At 63.8% G+C, this 23,691-nt stretch carries 30 protein-coding genes; 21 read left to right on the forward strand and 9 right to left on the reverse strand.

Annotation, left to right across the window (positions count from 1 at the left end; translation table 11 throughout):
• Positions 1-3 precede the first annotated feature (3 nt).
• The 16 genes from ACVOL0_RS01625 (at position 4) to ACVOL0_RS01700 (ending at position 11,359) form a co-directional block, all read left to right on the forward strand.
• A complete protein-coding gene (locus ACVOL0_RS01625; protein WP_481547598.1) occupies positions 4-381 on the forward strand; it encodes a DUF1801 domain-containing protein in 378 nt (125 codons plus the stop codon).
• A gap of 57 nt (positions 382-438) precedes the next feature.
• Positions 439-945: a hypothetical protein gene (locus tag ACVOL0_RS01630; RefSeq protein ID WP_481547599.1), complete on the forward strand. Its 507-nt coding sequence runs from the start codon at positions 439-441 to the stop codon at positions 943-945.
• A 42-nt stretch (positions 946-987) separates the two neighbouring features.
• Entirely contained in the window at positions 988-1,341 is a 354-nt protein-coding gene (locus ACVOL0_RS01635; RefSeq protein ID WP_481547600.1) for a hypothetical protein, read from the forward strand.
• Positions 1,342-1,454: 113 nt separating this feature from the next.
• The gene (locus ACVOL0_RS01640) at positions 1,455-1,838 is read left to right on the forward strand and encodes a hypothetical protein (protein WP_481547601.1); all 384 of its coding nucleotides are present in this window, start codon (positions 1,455-1,457) and stop codon (positions 1,836-1,838) included.
• Between the two features lie 155 nt (positions 1,839-1,993).
• Positions 1,994-2,371, forward strand: a complete 378-nt coding sequence (locus ACVOL0_RS01645) for a hypothetical protein (RefSeq protein WP_481547602.1) — start codon at positions 1,994-1,996, stop codon at positions 2,369-2,371.
• Positions 2,372-2,471: 100 nt separating this feature from the next.
• Positions 2,472-2,981: a hypothetical protein gene (locus ACVOL0_RS01650; protein WP_481547603.1), complete on the forward strand. Its 510-nt coding sequence runs from the start codon at positions 2,472-2,474 to the stop codon at positions 2,979-2,981.
• 200 nt (positions 2,982-3,181) lie between these two features.
• Positions 3,182-3,688 carry a GNAT family N-acetyltransferase gene (locus ACVOL0_RS01655; RefSeq protein WP_481547604.1) on the forward strand — a complete coding sequence of 169 codons (507 nt, stop codon included), beginning with the start codon at positions 3,182-3,184 and terminating at the stop codon, positions 3,686-3,688.
• Between the two features lie 127 nt (positions 3,689-3,815).
• Complete coding sequence (locus ACVOL0_RS01660) at positions 3,816-4,211, forward strand: hypothetical protein (protein WP_481547605.1); 396 nt, start codon at positions 3,816-3,818, stop codon at positions 4,209-4,211.
• A gap of 61 nt (positions 4,212-4,272) precedes the next feature.
• Positions 4,273-4,677 (forward strand): lysozyme inhibitor LprI family protein, encoded by a 405-nt coding sequence (locus ACVOL0_RS01665; protein ID WP_481547606.1) that lies wholly within the window; start codon positions 4,273-4,275, stop codon positions 4,675-4,677.
• Between the two features lie 226 nt (positions 4,678-4,903).
• Positions 4,904-5,290, forward strand: a complete 387-nt coding sequence (locus ACVOL0_RS01670) for a YbjQ family protein (protein ID WP_481547607.1) — start codon at positions 4,904-4,906, stop codon at positions 5,288-5,290.
• A gap of 76 nt (positions 5,291-5,366) precedes the next feature.
• Entirely contained in the window at positions 5,367-5,795 is a 429-nt protein-coding gene (locus ACVOL0_RS01675) for a hypothetical protein (protein WP_481547608.1), read from the forward strand.
• A 35-nt stretch (positions 5,796-5,830) separates the two neighbouring features.
• On the forward strand, positions 5,831-6,163 hold the full coding sequence (locus ACVOL0_RS01680; RefSeq protein WP_481547609.1) for a low molecular weight protein tyrosine phosphatase family protein: 333 nt from the start codon (positions 5,831-5,833) through the stop codon (positions 6,161-6,163).
• 471 nt (positions 6,164-6,634) lie between these two features.
• Positions 6,635-8,740 (forward strand): TonB-dependent siderophore receptor, encoded by a 2,106-nt coding sequence (locus tag ACVOL0_RS01685; RefSeq protein ID WP_481547610.1) that lies wholly within the window; start codon positions 6,635-6,637, stop codon positions 8,738-8,740.
• A gap of 317 nt (positions 8,741-9,057) precedes the next feature.
• On the forward strand, positions 9,058-9,372 hold the full coding sequence (locus ACVOL0_RS01690; protein WP_481547611.1) for an iron uptake protein: 315 nt from the start codon (positions 9,058-9,060) through the stop codon (positions 9,370-9,372).
• 12 nt (positions 9,373-9,384) lie between these two features.
• Positions 9,385-11,046 (forward strand): PepSY-associated TM helix domain-containing protein, encoded by a 1,662-nt coding sequence (locus ACVOL0_RS01695; protein ID WP_481547612.1) that lies wholly within the window; start codon positions 9,385-9,387, stop codon positions 11,044-11,046.
• The gene (locus ACVOL0_RS01700; RefSeq protein WP_481547613.1) at positions 11,039-11,359 is read left to right on the forward strand and encodes a DUF3325 domain-containing protein; all 321 of its coding nucleotides are present in this window, start codon (positions 11,039-11,041) and stop codon (positions 11,357-11,359) included. The genes ACVOL0_RS01695 and ACVOL0_RS01700 overlap by 8 nt, the downstream gene beginning before the upstream one ends.
• A 38-nt stretch (positions 11,360-11,397) precedes the next feature.
• On the opposite strand, the gene ACVOL0_RS01705 is transcribed toward ACVOL0_RS01700, so the two are convergent.
• Complete coding sequence (locus ACVOL0_RS01705; protein WP_481547614.1) at positions 11,398-12,294, reverse strand: LysR substrate-binding domain-containing protein; 897 nt, start codon at positions 12,292-12,294, stop codon at positions 11,398-11,400.
• A gap of 99 nt (positions 12,295-12,393) precedes the next feature.
• On the opposite strand from ACVOL0_RS01705, the gene ACVOL0_RS01710 reads away from it, so the two are divergent.
• A complete protein-coding gene (locus tag ACVOL0_RS01710) occupies positions 12,394-12,603 on the forward strand; it encodes a hypothetical protein (RefSeq protein ID WP_481547615.1) in 210 nt (69 codons plus the stop codon).
• 84 nt (positions 12,604-12,687) lie between these two features.
• Positions 12,688-13,047, forward strand: a complete 360-nt coding sequence (locus tag ACVOL0_RS01715) for a hypothetical protein (protein WP_481547616.1) — start codon at positions 12,688-12,690, stop codon at positions 13,045-13,047.
• A 237-nt stretch (positions 13,048-13,284) separates the two neighbouring features.
• On the opposite strand, the gene ACVOL0_RS01720 is transcribed toward ACVOL0_RS01715, so the two are convergent.
• Together ACVOL0_RS01720 and ACVOL0_RS01725 are read right to left on the reverse strand one after the other, a co-directional pair.
• Entirely contained in the window at positions 13,285-13,995 is a 711-nt protein-coding gene (locus tag ACVOL0_RS01720; protein WP_481547617.1) for a YceI family protein, read from the reverse strand.
• Between the two features lie 89 nt (positions 13,996-14,084).
• On the reverse strand, positions 14,085-14,675 hold the full coding sequence (locus ACVOL0_RS01725; protein ID WP_481532253.1) for a malonic semialdehyde reductase: 591 nt from the start codon (positions 14,673-14,675) through the stop codon (positions 14,085-14,087).
• A gap of 131 nt (positions 14,676-14,806) precedes the next feature.
• Between ACVOL0_RS01725 and ACVOL0_RS01730 the strand changes: the two genes are divergently transcribed.
• Both ACVOL0_RS01730 and ACVOL0_RS01735 read left to right on the forward strand, forming a co-directional pair.
• On the forward strand, positions 14,807-15,778 hold the full coding sequence (locus ACVOL0_RS01730) for a mitochondrial fission ELM1 family protein (protein ID WP_481547618.1): 972 nt from the start codon (positions 14,807-14,809) through the stop codon (positions 15,776-15,778).
• Positions 15,779-15,897: 119 nt separating this feature from the next.
• The gene (locus ACVOL0_RS01735) at positions 15,898-16,383 is read left to right on the forward strand and encodes a YajQ family cyclic di-GMP-binding protein (protein ID WP_293705345.1); all 486 of its coding nucleotides are present in this window, start codon (positions 15,898-15,900) and stop codon (positions 16,381-16,383) included.
• Between the two features lie 36 nt (positions 16,384-16,419).
• Here the strand turns inward: ACVOL0_RS01735 and ACVOL0_RS01740 are convergent, their stop codons facing one another.
• The 3 genes from ACVOL0_RS01740 to ACVOL0_RS01750 all read right to left on the reverse strand — a co-directional run bounded on the left by ACVOL0_RS01740 (position 16,420) and on the right by ACVOL0_RS01750 (position 20,212).
• A complete protein-coding gene (locus ACVOL0_RS01740) occupies positions 16,420-17,508 on the reverse strand; it encodes a helix-turn-helix domain-containing protein (RefSeq protein WP_481547632.1) in 1,089 nt (362 codons plus the stop codon).
• Positions 17,509-17,610: 102 nt separating this feature from the next.
• Positions 17,611-18,735, reverse strand: coding sequence for an NAD(P)-dependent alcohol dehydrogenase (locus tag ACVOL0_RS01745; protein WP_481547619.1), 1,125 nt, complete (start codon positions 18,733-18,735; stop codon positions 17,611-17,613).
• Between the two features lie 13 nt (positions 18,736-18,748).
• The gene (locus ACVOL0_RS01750; protein WP_481547620.1) at positions 18,749-20,212 is read right to left on the reverse strand and encodes a benzaldehyde dehydrogenase; all 1,464 of its coding nucleotides are present in this window, start codon (positions 20,210-20,212) and stop codon (positions 18,749-18,751) included.
• Positions 20,213-20,449: 237 nt separating this feature from the next.
• Between ACVOL0_RS01750 and ACVOL0_RS01755 the strand changes: the two genes are divergently transcribed.
• Entirely contained in the window at positions 20,450-21,013 is a 564-nt protein-coding gene (locus tag ACVOL0_RS01755; protein ID WP_481547633.1) for a DUF1415 domain-containing protein, read from the forward strand.
• Positions 21,014-21,176: 163 nt separating this feature from the next.
• On the opposite strand, the gene ACVOL0_RS01760 is transcribed toward ACVOL0_RS01755, so the two are convergent.
• The 3 genes from ACVOL0_RS01760 to ACVOL0_RS01770 are packed head-to-tail and all read right to left on the reverse strand — an operon-like array spanning position 21,177 to position 23,616.
• Positions 21,177-21,854: an HAD family hydrolase gene (locus tag ACVOL0_RS01760; RefSeq protein ID WP_481547621.1), complete on the reverse strand. Its 678-nt coding sequence runs from the start codon at positions 21,852-21,854 to the stop codon at positions 21,177-21,179.
• Positions 21,854-22,561, reverse strand: coding sequence for a pseudouridine synthase (locus ACVOL0_RS01765; protein WP_481547622.1), 708 nt, complete (start codon positions 22,559-22,561; stop codon positions 21,854-21,856). Before ACVOL0_RS01765 ends, ACVOL0_RS01760 begins: the two co-directional genes overlap by 1 nt.
• Positions 22,558-23,616, reverse strand: a complete 1,059-nt coding sequence (locus tag ACVOL0_RS01770; RefSeq protein ID WP_481547623.1) for a class I SAM-dependent methyltransferase — start codon at positions 23,614-23,616, stop codon at positions 22,558-22,560. Before ACVOL0_RS01770 ends, ACVOL0_RS01765 begins: the two co-directional genes overlap by 4 nt.
• Positions 23,617-23,691 lie beyond the last annotated feature (75 nt).

Raw genomic sequence — 23,691 nt, forward strand, 5'->3', positions numbered from 1 at the left:
GAGTTGAATACCAACGTCATGGCTAAACAATCCATTCAAGACCTCCTGGATGACGTCCGCATGCTTGGCGAGGATCAATTCTCCCTGCTCCAATCTGTCCGCGCGCTCGTAAAGCAAACCATCCCGGCAGTGACCGAGGAGGTCAAGTACGGCGGCATTATTTTCAGCTCAGGGCAGTCGTTCTGCGAGGTCTTTGCCTATAAAAATCATGTTTCGGTCGAGTTCGGCAGCGGCGCCAGGGTCCCGGACTCGTTGGGCCACCTTGAAGGCGCAGGCAAAGGGCGGCGGCACATCAAGCTGCACTCGGCAAAGGACATCAACACCAAGAACCTGGCCCACTACCTTCCGCTGGCTCTGGAGGCCGCAAGAGGTACAACCTGACCACCTTCCAGCAAGTCACAGATTGCAACTTGGTCCAGCGCCAACCTGGGAGCGCGCATGGCAAGCACACGCCATCTCAAAGGCATCTCCCGCTCACTCGGCGAAACCTTCATCAGCCGCAACAATGACCTTGCCGGCTATTGGGGCCTGGGCTTGCTTTGCCTGGAGACAGCAGCGCTCGCCGATACATCCGCCCGGCTTGACCTGCTCGCCCGAACGTCCGAGCCAGGCGGCCCAATCAGCCAGGCGCTGGCTGCCAACTACGCCGATGTACTGACCGCCCTGCTTGCCCGCGCCAAAATACGATCATCCGAGCTCACATCGGCAGCCATGGAAGTCAGATTCGGCAGTTTCGGAGAGTGTGCCACGCCACCGTGGAGCGGCCGAGGCGCCCCTTACCACTGCTCCAGTGTGCTCGTCAGCCAAGCTGGCAAGGCCTATATCAGCAATCTTGCCGGCTATTGCGCGCCGCATGACCCCGGCATCGAGAGCCGTAGCACTCGGGCCAACGCTCTCCAACTCTGCGGCGTCTTGGAAGATGAGATCAACACACCGGGACAGTAAACTCGCTACACCCACATCAAACACCCAACAGAAGAATCACCCATGAAAGGAATCATCACCACCGCCCTCGTCGCGGCCTCTCTGCTTGTACTTCCCTGCATGGCGGCGCACGGCAAGCTGATTGAACACGGCTGGGTGAAGGTAGACGAGAACCATGCCGAGCTGGAGCATGCCGGCCGCAGCTATGCGTTGGATACCTATATCGTGATGTTCCAGCAGCCTTACTACATCCATGTCCGCAGCAAGGACAAGCAGCCGCTTGAGGCCGCCGAGTTGGTGGAGATGGCCAGCGAGTACATCAAGCCGCGCGGCTGCACGCAGCCGTTGGAGCGGCGCAGCGATCTGGATCGCAGCAATGCCGATAAATCCGAGCTGGTGCTTGGCTTCCAGTGCTGAGCGGACTCTGCAGCACACCACTCAACCATCAGATACAGCCTTGCCGCTGGCCTCGGTCGGCGGCACTCCGTTGGCGATGTACATCGCCCAACTTCGACGCTCCGGTGCCTTGAATGTTTGAACTCCTCGCCATCCCCATCCTGATGACGTTGCTGGTACTGCTCGCAGCCATTGCGCTGTTCAAGTTCCGGGCGCGTTTTTCCAATTGGCCGATCCTGTATCGCGTGGTGCTTTCGGCACTGATCGCGTCGTTTGCTCCCACCCTTTTCGTGGCAGGCCACGGCGGAATTCCGGTTCCCACCATCACCGGGCTCGTTCTCACGATCATGCAGATGAAGTGGCTGGACGATCTTCATCTGTCGATCATGGGGGTGGGATCAACCAACATGGGAGTCTACCTGCCTCCTTTCCTCGTCTGCTTCGCGTTGAGCCTGCTCCTGGCCTGCAGCAAATTCCGCAAGCGCGTGCCTGCCATGAAGCCTTCGCAGCCCTGGTGAGCCATCCCGGGCTTCCTTGAGCTCATCGCCGAGACCTTGATCTGGACGGGTGCCGCCTTTGCCCTGAAACGCCATGCCCGTTCCGGATTCGCGCCGCCGAAGCCGCCATAATCAGCCGCCTCTTTCGCCTATTCACATTTATCCAGGGAGCTTCGATGACAAAGGCCTGTCTGCTCGCCCTCGCACCCATCCTTGCCTGTTTTGCCCTGCCCTCGGCGCAGGCCCAGGCGGTGTACAAGTGCAGCAGCCCGAAGGGAGAGACCAGCTACCAGTCCATCCCCTGCAGCGAAGGTGAAACCTCGCTGCGCCGGTATGCGTCGCCCTCCCGGTCCAATCCGACCCAGGCCATCTCCGCCGCGCCGGCCGGTCCGGGCCAGCGGCGTGTGCAGGTCCGTTACACCACCACTGCGGCCAACGAAAAGTGCGATAGCGCCAAGGCTCTGCGCACTGCAGCGCTGGGCGCGGCCGGCGCGCAGGCAAGCGCCGATATGCGCGGCAACCTGGACCAGCAGGTCAACGCAGCCTGCCGTTGATGTACGCTGGCACGGCGTGGTTCAAGGCCCAGGTAAAGCTGTTGGATCAGCACCCGCTTCCGATGTCGCCGCTGCTTTCCCTATCCGTATAGGAGAGTCCGTGAGCCAGTTCATCAACAGGGCACTGATCCTCGCGTTCACGCTTGTGCTGCCCTTTGCGGCCTTCGCCCAGAGCGAGCCAGCACTGAAGATCAACAGCACCCAGGTCGTTGGCCTGACCGCGTTGCTGGAAGCACAGCCAAGGCACCCGGAGGCAACCAGTATCCGTGCCTTGCTGCTTGAGTGGGAGGACAGCAGCACCGACGTGGTGGACTACGTCTGCCCGGATGTGTTGGCACCGATACCAGGCAAGGGCACGGCGAATGGCCCCGAGCTGTTGGCACAGTTCATTTTTGGCAGTGCGGCCTTCCAGGTCGCCAATCCTTCGCAGAAGGGCGCGCTGCAACCCTCCCAGCTGGCCGGCATGCGCAGCATGCTCAAGGCATACAAGGTCTTGCTCGCCACCGACGCCAGTGCCCGTATTCCCCGCTTTGATGCGCTCGCGGTGATGGATGCACAAGGCACGTTGCCGGCGTACCTGGAGCCAATAGTGACGCTAGGTTGCAGGTGATGCTTTCGCTGCGTTCAAGCGCAGCGTAGGTTCGTGATCAAACCCGCTGGCACAACATCAATCCTTTCTGCACGGTCTTGCTTCATCGCCGTGCGCGCTTTCAAGCTTCGCTCGCACACCGATCTTGATCGCCCAATTAGTTTCGAATCATGACCACATTGGGTGCGTCATTCGCTCACAACCACCAAAGCCAGACACGCATGAACCTGCAGATCCGCCCTGAAACAGCCAATGACAGCGCCGCCATTGCAGCCGTGACCATCGCCGCATTTGCAGACGCCGCGCACAGCAGCCACACCGAGCAGTTCATCGTGGCCGCGCTGCGCCGCGAAGGGCAGCTCAGCGTGTCACTGGTTGCCGAAAGCGCCGGTGCCGTTGTTGGCCATGTCGCTGCATCGCCGGTCACCATCAACGATGCCCACCTTGGCTGGTATGGCCTGGGCCCGGTGTCGGTGTTGCCATCGCTGCAGGGCCAAGGCATTGGCACGCAGCTGGTCGAGTCCGCGCTTGATCTGCTTCGCCGGCACGGCGCGGCAGGCTGCGTGGTATTGGGGGATCCCGCTTACTACCGGCGGTTTGGATTCGTTGCGACGCCTTCGCTGGCGCTGCCGGGCGTGCCCGCCGAGTATTTCCAGGCCCTTTCGTTTGACGGCACGCTGCCACAGGGAGTGGTTGCCTATCACGCGGCGTTTTCCGCGCAGGAATGAACGGCCGGCACGTCCGGACTGCGCCAGCTTGCCGGCGACGGCATTCGTTGGCAGAGTGATGCCGCTTCATTCATCCGGTCAGGTGGATCTGATCGACGTGCCTCACGCTCGCAGAAAGAATCCCAGGATGCACAGCAGTCGCTCACACATCAGCGCCGGTAGCAGCGCACAACAACCATCGCCGCTACGGCGCGGTGCATCTGTGCTGCTCGGCCTATTGCTCGCCTGCCTGCTGGTGGCCTGCGGCAAGCCCGTTCCCGCGGACAAGCAGGCCTATATCGGCAGCTGGGAATCTGAAACCACATCATTGCTTATCGACGCCAGCGGCCGTGTGGTCTACAAGCACCAGCCCAGCCCGTCGACAAGCACGTCCCTGGATGCACCCATCAAGGCGTACGAAGGCAATGACTTCATCGCCGGGGTTGGGCCCTTGACCACCCGCTTCGTGGTATCGGTGCCGCCGCACCAGGTAGATGGCAGCTGGAAAATGACCGTCGATGGGCAGGAACTCACGCGTCGTTGAGCCTGCAGGCTGACGATCACCACGGCAAACGCTGCTGTCACCCCCTGACATCAAGGTTTACATGATCCGCTCGTTGACCATCGCCCTGCTGCTGTCACCAGCCCTGGTTTGGGCTGCGCCACCGGCGCGGCCGGATCATCAGCAGGTCTACAACGACTGCCTTGCAGAAGCCGGCGGCATCAACAACGGCACGGTCGATGTGTGCTCCAGCGCAGCTTCTGAAGGCGCAAAGGCCGAGATGAACCGCCTGTATCGCGCACTTTACAGCCGGCTGCTGGCCCAGAGCGCAGAGGATGCCGCACAACTGGAGCGTGCGCAGAAGGCCTGGCTGGTATACCGCGACCTGCACTGCCAGCTTGCCGGCTCCTATGTGGGTTCACCGATGTATTCGTTCTGCCCGATGCAGTTGAACATCAGCCGGGTAGGCGAACTGCGTGAACTGGTTGGGGAGTCTTCGGCTCCATAGCTGCCCGGCAGGGACGTTTGATGCCGCTGCCGAGCATGACTCATGCATTACATGCTGGTTCTTTACCCAACGCTGGGCTCGGCAAGCAGCGTCGCCGTGGCCCGGGCACGCGCAACGCACCCGCGAAGCAGCTGATCGGGCACGCAGAACGCTGCCGTGGCACCAGCATAAAAAACATTGCGCCATACTCCGCCTTCATCACTCCATCATCCGCCCAGGCCCGCCCATGACCGACCCGTACAACTCGTCCTCACCGCGCTCGACGACGGCCGCTGTTCTCAATGATTCGATGGTCACCACGGCGCTGGAGCTGCCAGGCTATCGCGCCGTCCGCAACCTCGGGCTGGTACGCGGTATCACCGTGCGTTCGCGTTCCATCGTGGGCAACTTCCTGGGTGGCCTGCAGACCATTTTCGGCGGCAACATCACCATCTACACAGAGCTGTGCGAGCAGGCCCGTGATGAGACCTACCGCGACATGGTGACCCACGCGCGGCAGCTGGGCGCCAACGCGATCATCGGCGTGCGCTACGACGCCACCGAGTTGATGACCGGGCTCACCGAGGTGCTTTGCTATGGCACCGCTGTGGTTGTCGAGCCGCAGCCGAACTGAGCACGGGGACTGAGCGCGCCAATGCACCGCCGATGATGCCCACAGAAACGTCGCCATTAGCAGAGCCTGCCCGCGCATGAGCACTCAGATGCGAACCCGCGTGCTGGCCCAACTCGTTGGCGTCGGGGTCATTGCGCCCACCATGCTGGTGGCGCTGTTCTATAGCGTGCCCGGTGTGATGTTCGCACTGGAGTCGCTCCAGGCTGGCGAGCATGTGGCTGACGCCGTACAGGTCTTGCTGTGCATTGCCGGCGGTTGGCTGGGCATCATCGCGCTATGGCACGCATATGCCGCGCTGAGCAGCGACCCATTGGCCTTCAACAAGACCTTGGTCTGGATCGGCTTCAGTTGCGGCTGCCTGGTGTCGCTGCTGCTGATCGCGACGACAAATGGATCGCTGCTTTTCCGGGTTCTGTTTTTCGGCTGGCCGCTGCTTGGCGTCGCCGTGTTCACGCCCCTGCTGATGCGTCGCCGCCGGCGTCAACCGGCAGCGCCGCCTGCCTGATCAATCGCCAAACCTGAGCCAGAGCCAGAGCCACTATGCCGCGCAACGTCCTTTTCATCTGCAGCCAGAATCGCCTGCGCAGCCCCACCGGCGAGCAGGTTTTCGCCAACTGGCCAGGCATTGAGACCCAGTCAGCCGGGCTGGGCAACGATGCCAATACGCCGGTATCGCCCGAACTGCTGCGCTGGGCAGAGCTGATCTTCGTGATGGAAAAAGCACATCGCAACAAGCTGTCGAAGAAGTTCCGGGCGCACCTGGATGGCAAGCGGGTGATCTGCCTGGATATCCCGGATGACTACGACTATATGGACCCGGTATTGGTGCAGCTGCTCAAGCACAAGGTGACGCGGTTCCTGCCAGTCGCTTGAGCTGGCATGTGGCGTGGGTGCTCGAGTCGGGCGGAACTCCTGCGGCAGCCGGCAGCGGTGATCTCCTCGCCCCCTCCCCCTCTCCGTTGAAGGCAGAGGGGCTTTGGTTCTACGGGCGCTGACAATGCGCTGCAGGCGCCTGGATGGCCCCAGCGAAGGGAACCGGGGCGCTCTTCCCCTGGGAAAACCAGGCCAATCGCAGGCCGTCCGAACCGCACGGAGCAGCCCCTGCGGGGCTGGCTGACCCAACCAACAGTTGCAAAATGCGAATCATTCGCATTTAATTTCCCACTAACATTGCCGCCCGCCTGAGCGCAGTCATGCCCCGCACCGGAAGCGGGCAACGCCCCGCACGTGGTCAATCCTCCAGCTTTCCTCCGTTCAGGCCCACTCATGTACCGCAACCGCACCTCCCCCCGCCCGGCTGCCGCCGCAGGCGCTTCGCTCCCTTTCCGGCTCACCAGCAGCCGCTTGAAAGCGGCCATCTGCCTGGCCCTGGCCGGCAGCTGCGGCAACGCGTTGGCTGCAGCACCGGCGGCCAACGACACCATGCAAACCGACACCGCTACCCAACTGGATACGGTGCGGGTGGTATCGCAGCGCGCCAACCGGGTCAGCAACGGTGCCACCAACCTTGATCTGGACATCAAGGAAACCCCGCAGTCGATCAGCGTGGTCAGCGGCGAACAGATGCAGCAGTTCGGCATCGACAACCTCAACGATGCGCTGCGCCTGGCCACCGGCATCCAGGTAGAGGAATGGGAAACCAACCGCACCAACTACGTGGCGCGCGGCTTCGATATCAAGAATACCCAGATCGACGGCGTCGGCCTGCCCAACGACTGGGGCATCGTCACCGGTGCGATGGACGCCTATGGCTACGAGAAACTGGAAGTGATCCGCGGCGCCAATGGTCTGCTCACCGGCGTGGGCAACGCCTCGGGCACCATCAACTATGTGCGCAAGCGCCCTACCAACGAGGCCAAGGGCCAGCTGGGCGTGAGCGTGGGTTCCTGGGGCAAGCGCCGCGTTGAAGTGGACTATGCCACCCCGTTCACCGAAGACGGCCGCTGGGCAGGGCGGGTAGTGGCCGCGCACGAAGACGGCGACTCCTATCTGCGCGGCTTCAATACCGATCGCAATTTCTTCTACGGCGTGGTCGATGGCCAGATCGGCGACAACGGCACGCTGACCTTGGGCTACTCGTGGCAGAAGGCCAACAGCGACCAGAACATGTGGGGCGCACTGACCTTCGTCAACGCCGACGGCAGCCAGGCCTCCTGGCGGCGCAGCGCGTCCACCACCCAGGACTGGACGTACTGGGATACCAAAACCGAAACCGCGTTCGCCGAATACACCCATCAGCTCGGCGCGGATTGGCAGGTCAAGGCGTCGTACAACTACCGCAAGCTCGGCAGCGATGACCAGCTGTTCTTCGCCTACACCACCACCGGCCTGGATGCGCTTACCGGCGAAGGCCTGGTGGGTTGGTCGTACAAGGGCATCGACGAAGGCAGTTCGCACCTGGGCGATATCACCTTGAACGGCCGCTTCCAGTTGTTCGGCCGCGAGCAGGAAGCCATGTTCGGTTTCAGCATCGCCAAGAGCGCGGAGACCACCTGGGACCACCCGGTGGATGGCAGCGATCCTTCGTTTGGTGCATTGCCCGCCTTCCCCTATGCAGGCAACGCCATTGCCGAGCCGCAATGGGGCCCACGCACCAAGGCCAGCTGGACCAACCAGCGCCTGAAGCGCGGTTACGGCGCCACCCGCTTGAGCTTTACCGATCGGCTCAAGGCCGTGGTCGGCGTCAACTGGGCCGAGTATCACCGCGACGGCAACAACGGCGTGGCCTTCAGCCAGACCGAGGACAACGTCAGCCCGTACGCCGGCCTGACCTGGGACTTCAACGACAGCGTGCTGGGCTATGTCAGCTACTCCGACATCTACCAGCCGCAGGACCAGTACGACATCAAGCATGTCTACCTGGACCCGACCAAGGGCGTGAACTACGAAGTCGGCGTCAAGGCCGAATGGCTGGACCGCCGCCTGCTGACCACGCTGGCCCTGTTCAAAGCCAAGCAGGAAAACCTGGCCACCTATGGCGGCTATGACTTCGCCACCGCCAACTACTGGTACTACGGCGTGGACGTGGAGTCCAAGGGCGTGGAGTTCGAAGCCACCGGCAAGCTCAGCGACAACACCAGCCTTGTACTGGGCTATACGCAGTTGAAGATGAGCAACCAGGACGGTGGCAGCACCTATACCTGGGTGCCGCGCCGCACCGCCAACCTGATGCTGACCTCACGCCTGCCCAGTTACGAAGCGCTGTCGTTCGGGCTGGGTGGCCGCTGGCAGAGCGATACCTCCACCAAGGAGAGCTACACAAACATGGTGGTGCGCCAGGGCAGCTACGCGGTGCTCAATGCCTTCATCGCCTGGGATGTACTGCCCAATGCGACGGTGCGCGCCAACATCAACAACCTCACCGATCAGAAGTACATCAACAGCCTGTATCAGATTGGTTACTACGGTGCACCACGGAATTACCAGCTGAGTTTTGACTGGCGATTCTGAGGACGGCGGATAGCACAGCAGTCATAGCTTTTGGCTTTTGGCTTTTGGCTTTTGGCTTTTGGCTTTTGGCTCTTGGCTGTTGGCTTATTGCTCTTGGCTCTTGGCTTTTGGCTTCTGGCTCTTGGCTTTTGGCTTTTGGCTTTTGGCTTTTGCTCCATCCCCTCTCCCCTTGCGGGAGAGGGTGCCCCGAAGGGGCGGGAGAGGGGTAGCACTTCGCTGCCAACATTACCCCCTCCCCGACCCTCGCCCTCTCCCCAACCCCTGTCCCGGAGGGAGAGGGGCTTCAAGCATCGCTTCACCCGAACCGACACGACACCATGTCCCAACCAACCACCATCGCCACGCCCTCCCGCTCACGACGCCAGATCGTGCTGCGCGTATTGGCTGCCATGTTCGGCGGCTACGTCTTTGCCTGGGGCACGGTGGCGTTGGCGACCTGCCTGTTGTTCGCGGCCAAGCTCGACTTCCACGACGCCGAGTTCCTTGGTGCCTTCATCGGCCTGCTCGCCTACGTGACGGTGTTCCTGTGGAGCATCGCGACCCGGCGCCTGCTGCGCGTCTGGGTCGTCCTGTTCGGCGGCGGGCTGTTGATGGCGGGCGCTGCATCGTTGGTCCAATCCCTGCTCGCATGACCGGAGAAGCCCATGTTCAATAGTTTCCGGCAAGCAATGGCGTGGCTGCACACCTGGTTCGGCCTGGTGCTGGGTTTCGTGCTGATGGCAGCGTTCTTCTTTGGTGCGCTGTCCGTCTTCGATCGGGAAATCGATCGCTGGGCGATACCCGCCACCCGCATCGAGCCGCAGCCGATGCCGTCCTTCGAGAAGGTGCTGCGGCCCGCCTTCGAGCGCATGCAGCCGAACAAGCAAGCCATCGACGCCATGCGCCCGCGTGTCAACGGGCCGATGCCCACGCACTTCGACAAGATCGCCAGTTGGAGCGCCTACACAACCCATCGCGATCCGGTCCTGGCGTTGTATGCCGGCTATCAGGTGCCAAACGCCAAGGACCCGGAAGAACTGATCTGGGCCTACGCCACCATCGATCCACGCGATGGCAACGTATTGCCCGACGACCGTCTCAAGATCGGCAGCGGCTTTTTCTTTCCGCTGCATTATGGGCTGACCCTGGACTGGAAAAACCTGGGCATCTGGATCGTCGGCTTCTCCGCATTGGTGATGCTGGCCGCGCTGATCAGTGGCGTGGTGATGCACCGGAAAATCTTCCGCGAGTTTTTCACTTTCCGCCCAGGCAAGGCGAGGCTGCGCAGCGTGCTGGACCTGCACAACCTCACCGGTGTGGTCGCATTGCCGTTCCATTTCTTCTTTGCACTCACCGGCCTGCTGATCTTCGCCGGCACCTATTACTTTCCGGTTGGGCATACCCAGTTGCACGATCTGCATGATCTGCACGAACGGACCGAAGCGCAGGAAACTGGCCTGCCGCATCAGCGCGCAGGCGTCGCCGCAGGGCTGGCATCGGTGGATGCGATGGTCGCGCAGGCCCAGCGACGCTGGGAAGCCAATGACAAGGCTGGCGATGTCGGCTTCCTGGTGCTGCAGCATGTTGGCGATGCCAATGGCTACGTCAGCGTCTATCGTGCCGGCACCGACCGTATCGCACTGGTCGGCGATGGCATCCATTTCAAATCCTCGGACGGCACGCTGATCCGCGAGGACCCGGCCGCCACCCCGGTTGCACGCATGGCCGAGTTCCTCACCGGCCTGCACCTGCAGCACTTCCGCCATTGGTTGCTGCGTTGGCTGTACGTGTTTGGCGGGCTTGCAGGTGCCGTGTGCATTGCCACCGGTTTCATCTTCTTCGTCGAAAAGCGCAAGCGCCAGCACGCTCAGCAAGGCAGCCAAGGCGCGCGCATCGTGGATGCGTTGGCAGTGACAACGGTAACCGGCATGGTCCTGGCCACGCTCGGCATCCTGATCGCCAACCGCCTGCTACCCGATGCCCTGCCCGGCCGTGGCGACTGGGAACGCTATGCATTCTGGGCAGTGTGGGCGCTGGCGCTGGTACATGCCGGCATACGTAACGCGCCGGTGGCGCACGGCCTGAGCAACCCGGCATGGCGCGAGCAGACCTGGGCCATCGCGGTGATGGCAGTCGCAGCGGCAGCCTTGAACTGGATCACCACCGGTGACCACCTGCTGCGTACGTTGTCGCGCGGCTATTGGCCGGTGGCGGGCATCGATCTGTTCCTGCTCGGTAGCGCGGCCGTCGCCGCCATTGCTGCGCGCAAGCTTGACCAGCGCGCGCATGCAAAACAGGCCGCACACCGGGAGAACGCACATGCATGACCTGTCCGCCAACCTGATGCTGGGCGCGGCGTTGTTGAGCAGTCTTGCCGGCATGGCCTGGCTGGCGCTGTCGATGCAGGTGCATGCATTGCAGGTGTGGCCGCGAGAGCCATCGCCCAGCGCCCTGCGCTTGTTACGCATTCTTGGCAGTTGCAGCATCTGCATTGCATTGGCGCTGTGCCTGGCGACGGATCACGCAACGATGGCGGTGCTGGTCTGGGTGATGGCCTTGAGCGCTGCAGCGATGCTGGTGGCGTTTGCGCTGTCCTCGCGACCGCAGCGCTTGCGCGTGTTTGCGCCTTGGATCAGGTAACAGCGCAGCCAACAGACAATGATTGCTGGCTGCCAAGCTCAGCGCTGTTCACCGATGTGCTCACGATACGCTGCAGCTTCCGCATGCAGCCATTCGCGGAATGCCTGGAAGCCACGGTGGTTGCTCGAGCGCTCCGGATAGACCAGCCAGTGCGACCACGCTGTCTTGAGGCGTTGATCGGACAACAGCAGCAACTGGCCTGACTGCAGCAGCAGCTGCGCGCGCGTCACCCGCCCGAGCGCCACCCCAACGCCTTCCAATGCCGCACGGTGGTGCGATTCGGAGTCATCGAAGATGGCAACGTAGCGCTTGGGCGCCTTTGCGCCGGTCAATGCGAACCAGCGGTCCCATTCGCCATCCGGGTCACCCAGCAACGGCCATTCCGCCAGCGGCTTCGCCCCAATGCCGCCCATGCGTTCCACCAGTGCCGGGCTGGCCATCGGCACCAGCCACTCATCGATCAAGGGCTCGGCGATCACGCCTGGCCAGCGACCATCGCCGATGCGCATCGCCCCGTCGAACTGCAGCTGCCGTTCGAAATCGATCAACAGCTGATTGGATTGCAGGTTGATCTCGATCTGCGGATGCGCCGCCACGAAACGGCCCAGCCGCGGCACCAGCCACGCCGACGCCATCGTCGGCACCGCACTGATCGACAACACGCAATCGCGGCGCGCCTGGAACGGGCGGAAGACCTCGTTGATCGCATCCAGATGCGGGCCGACCTGATCGAGCAGACGTCGCCCTTCCTGCGTCGGTGCCACACCGCGCGCCTGCCGCAACAGCAACGGATAGCCGAGGCGCTGCTCCAGCTGCCGCATCTGGTGGCTCAAGGCGCTGACGGTGACGTTCATCGCCTCGGCGGCACGCGACATGTTGCCCATGCGTGCAGCAAGCACGAAACCCTGCAGGAACTGGAGTGGCGGCCTGGACATTGGACTTGAGTTATTCTCAATACGAGCTTGAAGGATGCTCGCTTTTACGGACTATAGCCCGGAACTAACCTCAATCCACTCTCAACACGGAGCAGGAAAATGAGTGTTTTTACCGATCTGCTGTTCATGCACGGGCATATCGCCAATGTCGAGCTGGCCAGGCAACTGGCGGGCGAAAACGGCACAGCCGCCGCAGCAGAGGGGGCAAGCGATAGTGGCAAGACGCGCAGGGATGAGCGCGGCCATGAACCCGCAGAGGCCCCGGCGCACGCGATGTCCCTGCCAACGGGCGCCTGCTCGAATCGTTGAAAGCTGCCCGTTCCGATCCACCTCCAGCAGCGCAGGCCAGTCTCTCAGCCATCAACCACGCCGCTACTTGGTATGGTTCAACAAATGAAAACTCACCCCTGGCGCGGTCGTGCGGCCGCCTTGCTCACCACCGTCGTGATTCTGTGCATCGTCTCCAGCCCGGAACTGGCTACCTTGGCGCCTGTGCTGGATGCATTGGGGCTGGACGTGCTGTTCGCGCTTTTCTCCGCACAGCTGATGGTGATTGTTTCGGATGTGCTGCTGCCGCATGCACGGCATTTCCATCAGCGCTGGGGCCGGCGCGCGTTGAAGCCGGTTGGTGATGCGCTGCTGTGTGCAGCGGGTGGCTATCTGCGGCAATTGGTCGGGCATGTGCGGCTTGCCGGGATGCCAGCGCGCGTTGCTAGCCCTAGTTTGTGGGAGCGGCGTAAGCCGCGAAGCTGACGGAATTGAAACCATCCGCATCTTTGCCAACTGATGATGCATCGGCTTCGCGGCTTACGCCGCTCCTACAAAGGCAAGGAAGCCATGTTGCTGCTTGCGGCTTGCTTGACGCGCTTTCGCCTACCCTCACCCCAACCCCTCTCCCGGAGGGAGAGGGGCTTCAGGGCTTAACGACAAAGGCCCGCCAATGGCGGGCCTTTGCGTTTGCTGCGTACTGCGAAGAAACCGCTGGCGCGATTACTTGGCGGCAGCTTCCTCGGCCTTCGGGATCGAGGCTTCGGTGGTGATGCGGATCTTGACGTCGTCGCTGACGGCCGGGGCGTAGGCGCCCACGCCGAAATCGCTGCGCTTGAGGGTGGTGGTGGCATCGAAGCCGACCGACGGCACCTTGGCCATCGGGTGCTCACCGGCACCGTTGACGGTCACGTCCAGCACCACCGGCTTGGTGATGCCCTTGACGGTCAGGTCGCCGGTCACGGTCAGCTTGTTGGTGCCGGCGGCTTCCACCTTGGTGCTCTTGAAGGTAGCGGTCGGGAACTTGGCGGCATCAAAGAAATCGGCGCTGCGCAGGTGCTCGTCGAACTTGGCGGTGAAGCTGTTCAGGCCGCTCAGCGGCAGGGTCACTTCCACGCTGGACTTGCTCACGTCAGCTGCGTCGTACACCAGGGTGCCGTCCGCGTTGCCGAAGTGGGCGCTCGGGTTGGAGAAGCCCATGTGGCTCCACTGCACCAGCACGTCGGTGTGGGTCGGGTCGAGCTTGTAGGTGCCGGCGGCGATCTGGATCGCAGCAGCTTCCGGGGCAGCCGGCGCAGCAGCAGCGGCATCGGCCGGCGCAGCGGCGGTTTCGGCCGGGGCGGCAGCCGGGGCAGCGGTGTCAGCCGGCTTGGAGCAGGCGGTGATGGCAGCGGCCAGGGCCAGCGGGAGCAACAACTTGGTCATAGCGGACATGGATCTCTCCTTGGAGGTGATAGACGGATTATTTTCGACAAGCAAGGCGTCAGCCGGTGTGACGGAGGCCGTGTGGAACACTTCAGCAATCAGGCGATGCGCGCGGCTTCGTCGAAGGAAAGCCGCGGCAAGCGCGGGAAGATGCCGGACGGGTCGCCATAACCCAGGTTGACGAGGAAATTGGACTTGATGGCGGTGCCGGCAAAAAACGCTTCATCCACCTTGGCCGGGTCAAAGCCCGACATCGGGCCGGCATCCAGGCCCAGCGCGCGCGCGGCCAGGATCAGATAGGCACCCTGCAGGCTGCCGTTGCGGAACGCTGCCTCGTGGCGGCCTTCGCGCGGGCCATCAAACCAGGCCTTGGCGTCGGTGTGGGGAAACAGGTAGGGCAGCTTCTCGTGGAAATCCAGATCAAAGCCAACGATCACCGTGACCGGAGCCGCCAGGGTCTTGGCCAGGTTGCCCTCGGACAGGGCTGGCGCCAGCTTCTGCTTGGCTTCGGCCGATTTGACGAACACAAAACGCGCCGGGCTGGCATTGGCGGAGGTGGGTGCCCACTTCAGCAGGTCGTACAGGGCCCGCAGCTGGCTGTCCTCGACCGGGCGGTCCTGGAACGTGTTCTGGGTGCGGGCGGTGCGGAACAGCTGGTCAAGCGCGGCATCGTTGAAGATGTCGGACATGGAAACTCCGTGATGAATTGGCTACGGTCGTGACATTGCACCAGTCAGCCCGGGACAATGACACACCGATCAGAGGTCGCAGTGTAGAGCCCTCTGGCTGTTGCAACACCCAGCCTTTTTGAAACGAATTAATGCCATACGCGAAACGATCGACGCTCCCCTGGACGATCACCGACGGCCGCGCCGGCAACGTGCGCCAGGCGGTGGCGCTGGCGTCTGCGCTGGGCCTTGGCGGCCAGCAGCGCCTGCAACTGCAGCCACGCGCCCCTTGGCGCTGGCTGGCCCCGCGCCTGCTGCCGGGTGCCGCGCGGGGCTTTGGCCCGCAGTTCGCGCAACTGATCGGCAACGTGCCAGCCTTGGCAATTGGCTGCGGCCGGCAGGCTGCGGGCGCATTGCGGGTGCTGCAGCACGCCGGCAGCCGCACCGTACAGATCCTTGATCCGCGCATTTCTCCGCGCCACTGGGACCTGCTGGTGGTGCCCGAACACGACCGCCTGCGCGCGGACAATGTGCTCACCCTGCTGGGCAGCCTCAACCCGGTCAGCGATGACTGGCTGGCCTGGGGCCGGGCCGCCTTCTCCAGTTTCGAGCAGTTGCCGGGGCCGCGCACCGCCTTGCTGGTGGGCGGCCCTACCGATCACGCGCCGTGGCAGGACAGCGACATCCAGCCGCTGTTCCAGCAGCTGGCTGCGCGCATCCGCGCCGACGGCGGCAGCGTGCTGGCCACCACCTCGCGGCGCACCCCACGCGCGGTGACCGCCGCCTTGCTGCGTGCCTTCGACGACGTGCCTGGGGTGATTTGGGCCGATGGCGGCGATGGCTCCAATCCCTATGCCGGGCTGCTCGGCTGGGCCGACCGCATTGTCTGCACGCCGGACTCGGTCAACCTGCTGTCCGAAGCCTGTGCCACGCGTGTGCCGGTGGGGGTGCTGCTGGGTGCGCGCGCGCAGGAGCGGATGGCACGCTTCCAGCGGGCCTTGCGCGAGCGCGGGCGGTTGTTGGATGGGCTGGCGGCCTTGGATGCCGATCTGGATGTGGCGGTTGAACCCTTGCGTGAGACCACCCGGATCGCGGCTGAGGTGAAGCTGCGCTTGGGGTTGTGAGGACAAGCGCGACGGCCGCACGGCAGCATGCGTAGACAGGGAAGAAACACCCGCCCGCGTCATGCCCCCGCCATCAATCGCCTAGAATGGCGTCTGATTTTCTGATTGGAGCAGGCCCCATGCCTTCCTTTGACGTCGTATCCGAAGTTGACAAGCACGAGCTGACCAACGCCATCGACCAGGCCAACCGCGAGCTGTCCACCCGCTTCGATTTCAAGGGTGTGGCCGCAAGCTTCGAGCAGGACGGCGAGAAGCTGATCAAGCTCACCGCGCCCACCGATTTCCAGCTCAAGCAGATGTCGGACATCCTCAAGCAGCGCCTGGCCGCGCGCAACATCGACTTCCGCTGCATGGAGTTTGGCGACATCGAGACCAATCTGGGTGGCGCCCGCCAGCAGGTGACGGTCAAGCAGGGCATCGAGCAGAAGCTGGCCAAGCAGATCGCCGCCAAGATCAAGGAATCCAAGATCAAGGTCGATACCCAGATCAATGGCGACAAGCTGCGCGTCAACGGCAAGAAGCGCGACGATCTGCAGGAAGTGATGGCGCTGCTGAAGAAGGGCGACTTCGAACAGCCGCTGCAGTTCGACAACTTCCGCGATTGATGCAAACCCCGTTGCAACAAACCCGCTGCAGCAGGCTCAACCGGTCTGCTGCAACTTGCGGTACAGGGTGGTGCGCGAAATACCCAGCTGACGTGCCGCGGCGCTGAGATTGCCGGCATGCGCCGCCACCGCCTCGCGCACCGCCTGTGCGCCCTGGCTACGTAGCGAACCCGTCGCTGCCACCGCAACCGCTCGGCTACTGGCACGTGCGCGCACCGGCCCGCGCAGGTACTGCACCTGCAAGGCGCTGTCCGCATGCAGCGGCACCCGGTGCACCGGCCCGGCCTGCAACAGACGGCGGCGCTGGTGCACGCTGGCTTCGGCAAACACGCCATCCAAGCTCATCAACGGCAAGGCACCGCTACGCGGCAGGCCAAGAATGCGTCGTGCCACGCTGTTGGCGGCACGCAGCCGGCCGTCCTCGCCCACCGCCAGCACACCCTGCAAGGGAGTACCCAACCAGCGCGCGTCGTGCTGCACGGCCAGTAGATGGCAGTCACGCTGCTGCTGGATCAACTGGTTCTCTATCGACAACGCGGCCTGGCGGAAGTAGCCGCGCAGCAACTCGCTGTCACGCTCGCCGATGCCGGTGATATCCAGTGCGCCCAGTACTTCACCATCGGCGCCGTGCAGTGGCACGCTCAGGCAATAGACCTGCGAGAACTCATCAAGGTAATGCTCGTTGCCGCGCACCAGGGCCGGCGCATCCTCGGCCAGTGCGCAGGACGGCGCGGTGGTACCGATCTCGATCTCACGCACGCGCCGCCCGAGCTGGATCGGCCGCAGTATCGCCTCATCTCCAAGACCGTGCTCGCGTTGGGCGATGATCAGACCATCACGGTTGACGCAGAACAGCGTCCAGCGGCGGCCACCAAAGGCCGCCCACAGATCATCCATGTCCTGCCGCACGCAACGCGCCAGCAAACGATCCGAAGGGTCCTCCAGGCGCAGTCTGCGCTGTGCCAAGCTGGAATACTGCGGCGCATCGTCAGGCCGCACCCCCGCCTGTCTTGAGCGCTCCCAGGAGCGCAGCACGGCCGGCGCCAGCAACTGTGCGGGCAGACTGCCGCCGTCCGCGAAGCGCTGCCGTGCCGCTGCAAGGCGTTGCTGCTGTTGCACGAGCATGGTGGGCAATGGGCGTCCTCCAGACAACTGCACCCAGCCTACACCTCGCTCGCCGACTGAATCGCCATCGCGGGCCAGCGCGGCCCGCGATGGTTTGTTCCATCAACCGATCTTGAGAATCGGCTTCAAGGTGATGCCCTTGGTACTGTCCTCGGCCGCCTGGTTGATCTGTTCCAGTGGATAGAACTTCACCAGCTTGTCGAATGGGAAGCGGCCCTGCTGGTACAGCTGCACCAGCTGCGGAATGAACACCTTGGGCACGCTGTCGCCTTCAACGATGCCGCGGATGCTGCGGCCCCCCAGCAGCAGGTTGTTGATGTCGAACGCAGCCTTGGTGCCCAGCTTGGGCGCACCGACCACACCGATCACGCCGAGGCCGGCCAACGCCTCGATGCCCTGCTCCAATACTTCCGGACGGCCGGTGGATTCCAGCGCGAAATCAGCACCGCCGCCGGTGATGGCACGCACCGCTTCGATCACATCCACCTCGCGGCTGTTGATCGTATGGGTTGCGCCCAGTTCCTTGGCCAGTTCCAATCGCGACGGCACCACATCGATGGCGATGATGGTGGTGGCACCGGCCACGCGCGCGGCCATCACCGCGCTCAATCCCACCGCACCCGCACCATAGGACGCAAAGCTGCTGCCCGCACCAACCTTGAGCGAGTTGATCACCGCACCAGCGCCGGTCTGGATGCCGCAGCCAAGCGGGCCGAGCAGTTCGATCGGAGCATCGGCGGGCACCTTGATCGCATTGTTCTCCCGGCTCAACGCATAGGTGGCAAAGGAGGATTGGGCGAAGAAGTGATCGTGCAGTGGCTGCCCGTGCGGGTCCTGGATGGCAGTGCTGCCATCCAGTTCACCACCGCCGAAATTCAAACCGTAGAAATCCTTGCAATAAGCAGCATGGCCGCCGCTGCAGGGATTGCAATGCCCGCAGGCGCCGTAGGTGAGCACCACGTGGTCGCCTACTTTCAGATCCTTGACACCCGGACCCAGCGCCTCGATCACGCCCGCGCCTTCGTGGCCGAGCACTGCCGGCAACGGCACCGGATAGTACTGGTCGCGTACGATCAGGTCGGTATGGCACAGGCCGGTCGCAACGACACGCACAAGCACCTCGTCATCCTTGGGCCCGCGTATGCGGGCTTTCTCGATGGTGAACGGCTTTTCCTTCTCGCGCACCACCGCCACGGTGATGTCACGCAGTTCTGCAGATGCACTCATGGGTTTCTCCTGTTCAGAGTGGATAGGCCGGGGCTTCGCCCTTGATGGTCAGCCACTGCCATTGGGTGAACTCTTCGATGTTGGCCGGGCCACCGATGCTGCTGCCATTGCCGGAGGCGCCGACACCACCAAACGGATTGATGACCTCGTCATTCACGGTCTGGTCGTTGATATGCAGGATGCCGGTGTGCAGTTGCTCACCCAGCTTCAAGGCACGGCCAATATTGCTGGAGACGATCGCCATCGACAGACCGTACTCGGTGTCGTTTGCCAGCGCTGCGGCGTCCTCATCAGTGTCGAACGGCACCACCACCGCCACCGGCGCGAAGATCTCCTCACGGAAAGCGGGATTGGTCTTGTCCACGCCACTGAGCACGGTCGGCTCGAAGAACAGATCCTTATAGGTGCCGCCGGTTTCCAGCGTCGCCCCGGCGGCCGCCGCCTCGGCCACCACGCGCGCGGCATGGTCACGCTGTTGCGCGTTGATCAAGGGGCCGAGCGCGACATCGGCAAGCGCCGGGTCACCGACGGTCAGCGACTGCGCCTTGGCGATGAGCTTTTCCAGGAATTTCGCGTAGATGCCGCGTTGGACCAACACGCGCCCGGTGGCCATGCAGATCTGCCCCTGATGCAGGTAGACGCCCCAAGCGGTATTGGCAACAGCGAGGTCGATGTCGGCATCGTCGAGCACGATCAACGCATTCTTGCCGCCAAGCTCCAGTGAGACTTTCTTCAGATGGCGGCCGGCTGCTTCGCCGACCTTGCGACCGGCAGCGGTGGAGCCGGTGAACTGGATCATGGCGATGTTGGGATCACTGGTCAGCGCGGCACCGGCCGCACCATCGCCCGGCAGCACATGCAATACACCGGCCGGCAGCCCGGCCAGCTCAAACAGGCGGGCGATAACGAAGCCACCGCAGACCGCCGTGCGCGGATCGGGCTTGAGCACCACCGCATTGCCCAACGCCAGCGCCGGTGCCACCGCGCGCATCGCCAGGTACAGGGGGAAGTTGAACGGGGAGATCACACCCACTACACCCAGCGGCCGCCGCCGTGCCAGATTGAGCCGCCCCGACGCCGACGGCAGGATCTCGCCAACGCTGCGCGAAGGCAGCGCTGCAGCCTCCTGCAAGGCCTTGGTGCTTACCTTGTTCTCGAAGCCGGCCTTGAGCTGGGTCGAACCGGATTCACGCACCAGCCAGTCGATGATCTCGGCGGCATGTTCATCGGCCAGCTGCGCGGCCCGGCGCAGCACATCGGCACGGGTTTCATAGGGTGCATTGGCCCAGTCACGCTGTGCCTTGGCGGCAGCGGCGGCCGAGCGCGCGATCTGCGCCGGGTCGGCCATCGCGATACTGCCGAGCACCTTGCCGGTGGCCGGCTCGATCACATCCTGCTGGCTGCTGCCAGCCTGCCATTGACCATCAAACTGCTTGCCCGCCCATAGCGCGGGGGGAAGAAATACCTGTTCTGCCATTGCCTGTACTCCTAGCGTGGTCTGTGCCGACATTGAATACCTGCGCCCGGCAGCTGCCTATTAGCCTCCGGCGAGATCCTTGCAAGCCGCTGAAACCATGGGATTTTCCACAATGCACGCTGTCCAGTTTGTGGACAGTGAACGCCAGTGCGATGACAGCACGACGGCAGCCAACGCCGATGACCACTACAATCGCCTGCCTTGCCAGCCCAGGCTCCAGCCATGAACGAACCAGCCATGAACGAAGAAGCCGCCATCGATCCCATCGCCGTCACCCGCAACTGGGTGGAGAAGGCCGTGATCGGATTGAACCTGTGCCCGTTCGCCAAGGCGGTCTACGTCAAGCAGCAGGTGCGTTTCGTGCTCAGCGATGCCAGCACGCCCGAGGCGCTGCTGGAGCAGTTGGCCGAGGAGCTGGTGTTGTTGCGCGACACCCCGGCCGAGCAGATCGACACCACGCTGATCATCCACCCGGACGTTCTGGAAGATTTCCTGGACTACAACGACTTCCTCGAGAACGCCGATGCGGCGGTGGAGGCCTTGGATCTGCAGGGCATCCTGCAGGTGGCCAGCTTCCACCCGCAGTACCAGTTCGCTGGTGCGGCGCCAGATGATGTGAGCAATTACACCAACCGTTCGCCCTACCCGACCCTGCACCTGCTGCGCGAAGACAGCGTGGAGCGCGCGGTGGCCGCGTTCCCGGACCCGGATGTGATTGTCGAGCGCAACATCGCCACGCTGGACCAGCTGGGCGTGGACGGCTGGCATCGCGTGTTGGGCGGCGGTGAAGGCAACGCCTGAGAGATGACCTGTAGTGGGGGGGGGGGGGGGGGGGGGGGGGGGGGGGGGGGGGAGGCAGGGGAGGCCCGGGTGCGCGGAGAGGAGCGGGGGGGGCCGCGCGGCGCCGCGGGGGCGTTACCGGTAAGGCCTCATGCCGAGCATGGCTCGGCACTACAGGTGAGGCCTACGCTGCTCCTACCGGCAGCCATTGCTGCAGCAGCTCGCGCACGTCGTGCAGCGAGGCAGTGATGTGGTGGCCGTAGCCGCGCACTTCTTCGTCCGGCTCCAGCAGGTCCGGAATCTGGATCGTGGTCATGCCGGCAGCCAAGGCAGCACGCACGCCGGTTGGTGAATCTTCCAATGCCAGACAATGCTCCGGAGCGATGCCCAACCCATGCGCGGCGTGCAGATAGATATCCGGGGCCGGCTTGGAATGGGCAACATCGCTGCTGGTGGCAACGAACTGGAAATACGGCAGCAGCCCGGCTGCCTCCAGCTTGCGCTGGGCCAGCGGTGAACGGGTGGCGGTAGCCACCGCGCGCGGAATATCGTGCTCGCGCAACAACTCCAGCAACTCGATGATGCCCGGTCGCAGCGGCACGCCGGCATCGACGATGCCGGCATAGCGCGCATAGGAGTCGGCCAGCAGTGCGTCGGTGCGTTCCATGCCCAACACATCGGCCAGCTTCTGCCGGGTGGTCGCGTCGGAGGAACCAATCAAGGACAGCAGCAGCGGCCGCGGCAATGCATAGCCATGATCCTGCGCGGTCTGTTCCAGGCAGCCCATCAGCGCACGCTCGCTGTCCAGCATCAGGCCGTCCATGTCGAACACCAGCGCCAGCGGGCGCGACAGCAGTTCCATCAGGCCTGCTCTCCAAACAGTACCGCCAGATCGGCGGCATCAAGCTGACGCCATTGACCTTCAGGCAGATCGCCCAGGCCCAGGCCGCCGATGCGCGAACGGTGCAGCGCCTGCACGTGGTTGCCCACCGCAGCGAACATGCGGCGCACCTGGTGGTAACGACCTTCGTGCAGTGTCAGTCGCGCGGCGCGCGGGCCCAGCACCTCAAGTTCGGCGGGCAGCAAGGGCTTGTCGTCCGATTCCAGCAACAGCGCGCCGCTGGCGAACTGCGCGGTCTCGCTACCGCTCAGGTCTTCCGCCAGCTGCGCTTCATAGACCTTGTCCAGCTTCGACTTCGGCGACACGATGCGGTGCAGCAGCTGGCCGTCATCGGTCATCAGCAACATGCCCGAGGTGTCGCGATCGAGGCGACCAACGCTGGACAGCACCGGGTCGCGGTCACGGAAACGCTCGGGCAGCAGCTCATAGATCAGGCGGCCATGGTCCTTGGTCGAACAGGTATAGCCGGCCGGCTTGTGCAGCATCAGGATCAGGCCCGGCGGCGGGTCCAGCACCTCGCCATCGATGCGGATGGTGTCGTGCTCGACCTTATCGTCGGCATACAGCACCTCGCCCTGCGCATCGGTGATGCGGCCTTCGCGGAACATCTGCTGCACCTGCTTGCGGCTGCCGTAACCAAGGTTGGCGATGTGCTTGACCAGCTTCATGCGCGGCCCCGGGTGCCGACGATGACCTTGAAACCATCGCGTTCGGCAGCAACCCGCACTTCACCAAAGCTCTCGGTCAGGATCTGCTCGTAGGGCAGATGGCGGTTGGCGACCATGAACAACTGCCCGCCCGGACGCAGCGACTGCGCAGCCACGGCGATGAAACGGCGGCCGATGTCGGGCCGGTCTTCGCGCGCCGGGGTGTGGAACGGCGGGTTGGAGACGATGAAATCGTAGCGGCCATCGATGCCGGCGGTGACGTCCTGCCAGCGGAAATCCAGCTTCACCTGCGCGCCGGCATCGGCCAGGTTGTGGCGGGCCAGGGCCAGCGCACGTGCCTCGGCTTCGTACAGATCCAGCGCGGTGACCTTGGGGCAGCGCGCCAGCACTTCGGCCGACAGATAGCCCCAGCCAGCACCCAGATCGGCACCACGGCCGGCCAGGTCCGTCGGCAGCTGTTCCACCAACAAGGCCGATGCCGGATCGATGCGGTCCCAGGCAAACACGCCGGGACGGCTCAGGAAGCGACCGTCGACGATCTTGCGCGGCGCATCCAAGGCCGCCCAGCGCTTGTGCAGCGCCACGTCGTGCTGGCCTTCGGCCGGCAGCGACCAGTAGGCGCGGCAGTGGTTCTTGGTCAGCGTGCCGCCCAGCCCGGCCAACTGCTGCAGGTCGCTTTCACCGGAGCGTGCGCCTTCGTTGTTGGACTGGCAGGCGAGGATGATGCCGCCCGGGGCCAGCTTGCCCAGCGCCTGTGCAAACAGCGCGCGGGCTTCGTCGCGCTGCCGCGGCGGCAGTACCAGTACCAGCGCATAACGCTCGTCGGACTGCTCCAGCGCCTGCTCATCGCGCACTTCCCAGCCACTGCGCTGCAGCGCCTCGGCAAACGGGCGGAAACTCTGTGCGCAGACCAGCTGGTTACTGTCTGCATGCTCGCGCAGCGGCCAGCCATCGCGGGCGCGCAGGAACAGGACCGGCCCCTGCGGCCAGCGCAGGCCAGCCTTGGAGAACGGGAGGAACAGGGTTTCCAACGGAGCGTCGTGCGGAGCGGGCATGCCGGTAATTCGTCTAGCAGGGCCGGCCATTCTACCGGGCCGGCCGCCAGCACCGGCCCCGCGCAGCTGAATGGG

The organism is Stenotrophomonas sp. STEN021, assembly GCF_056760175.1.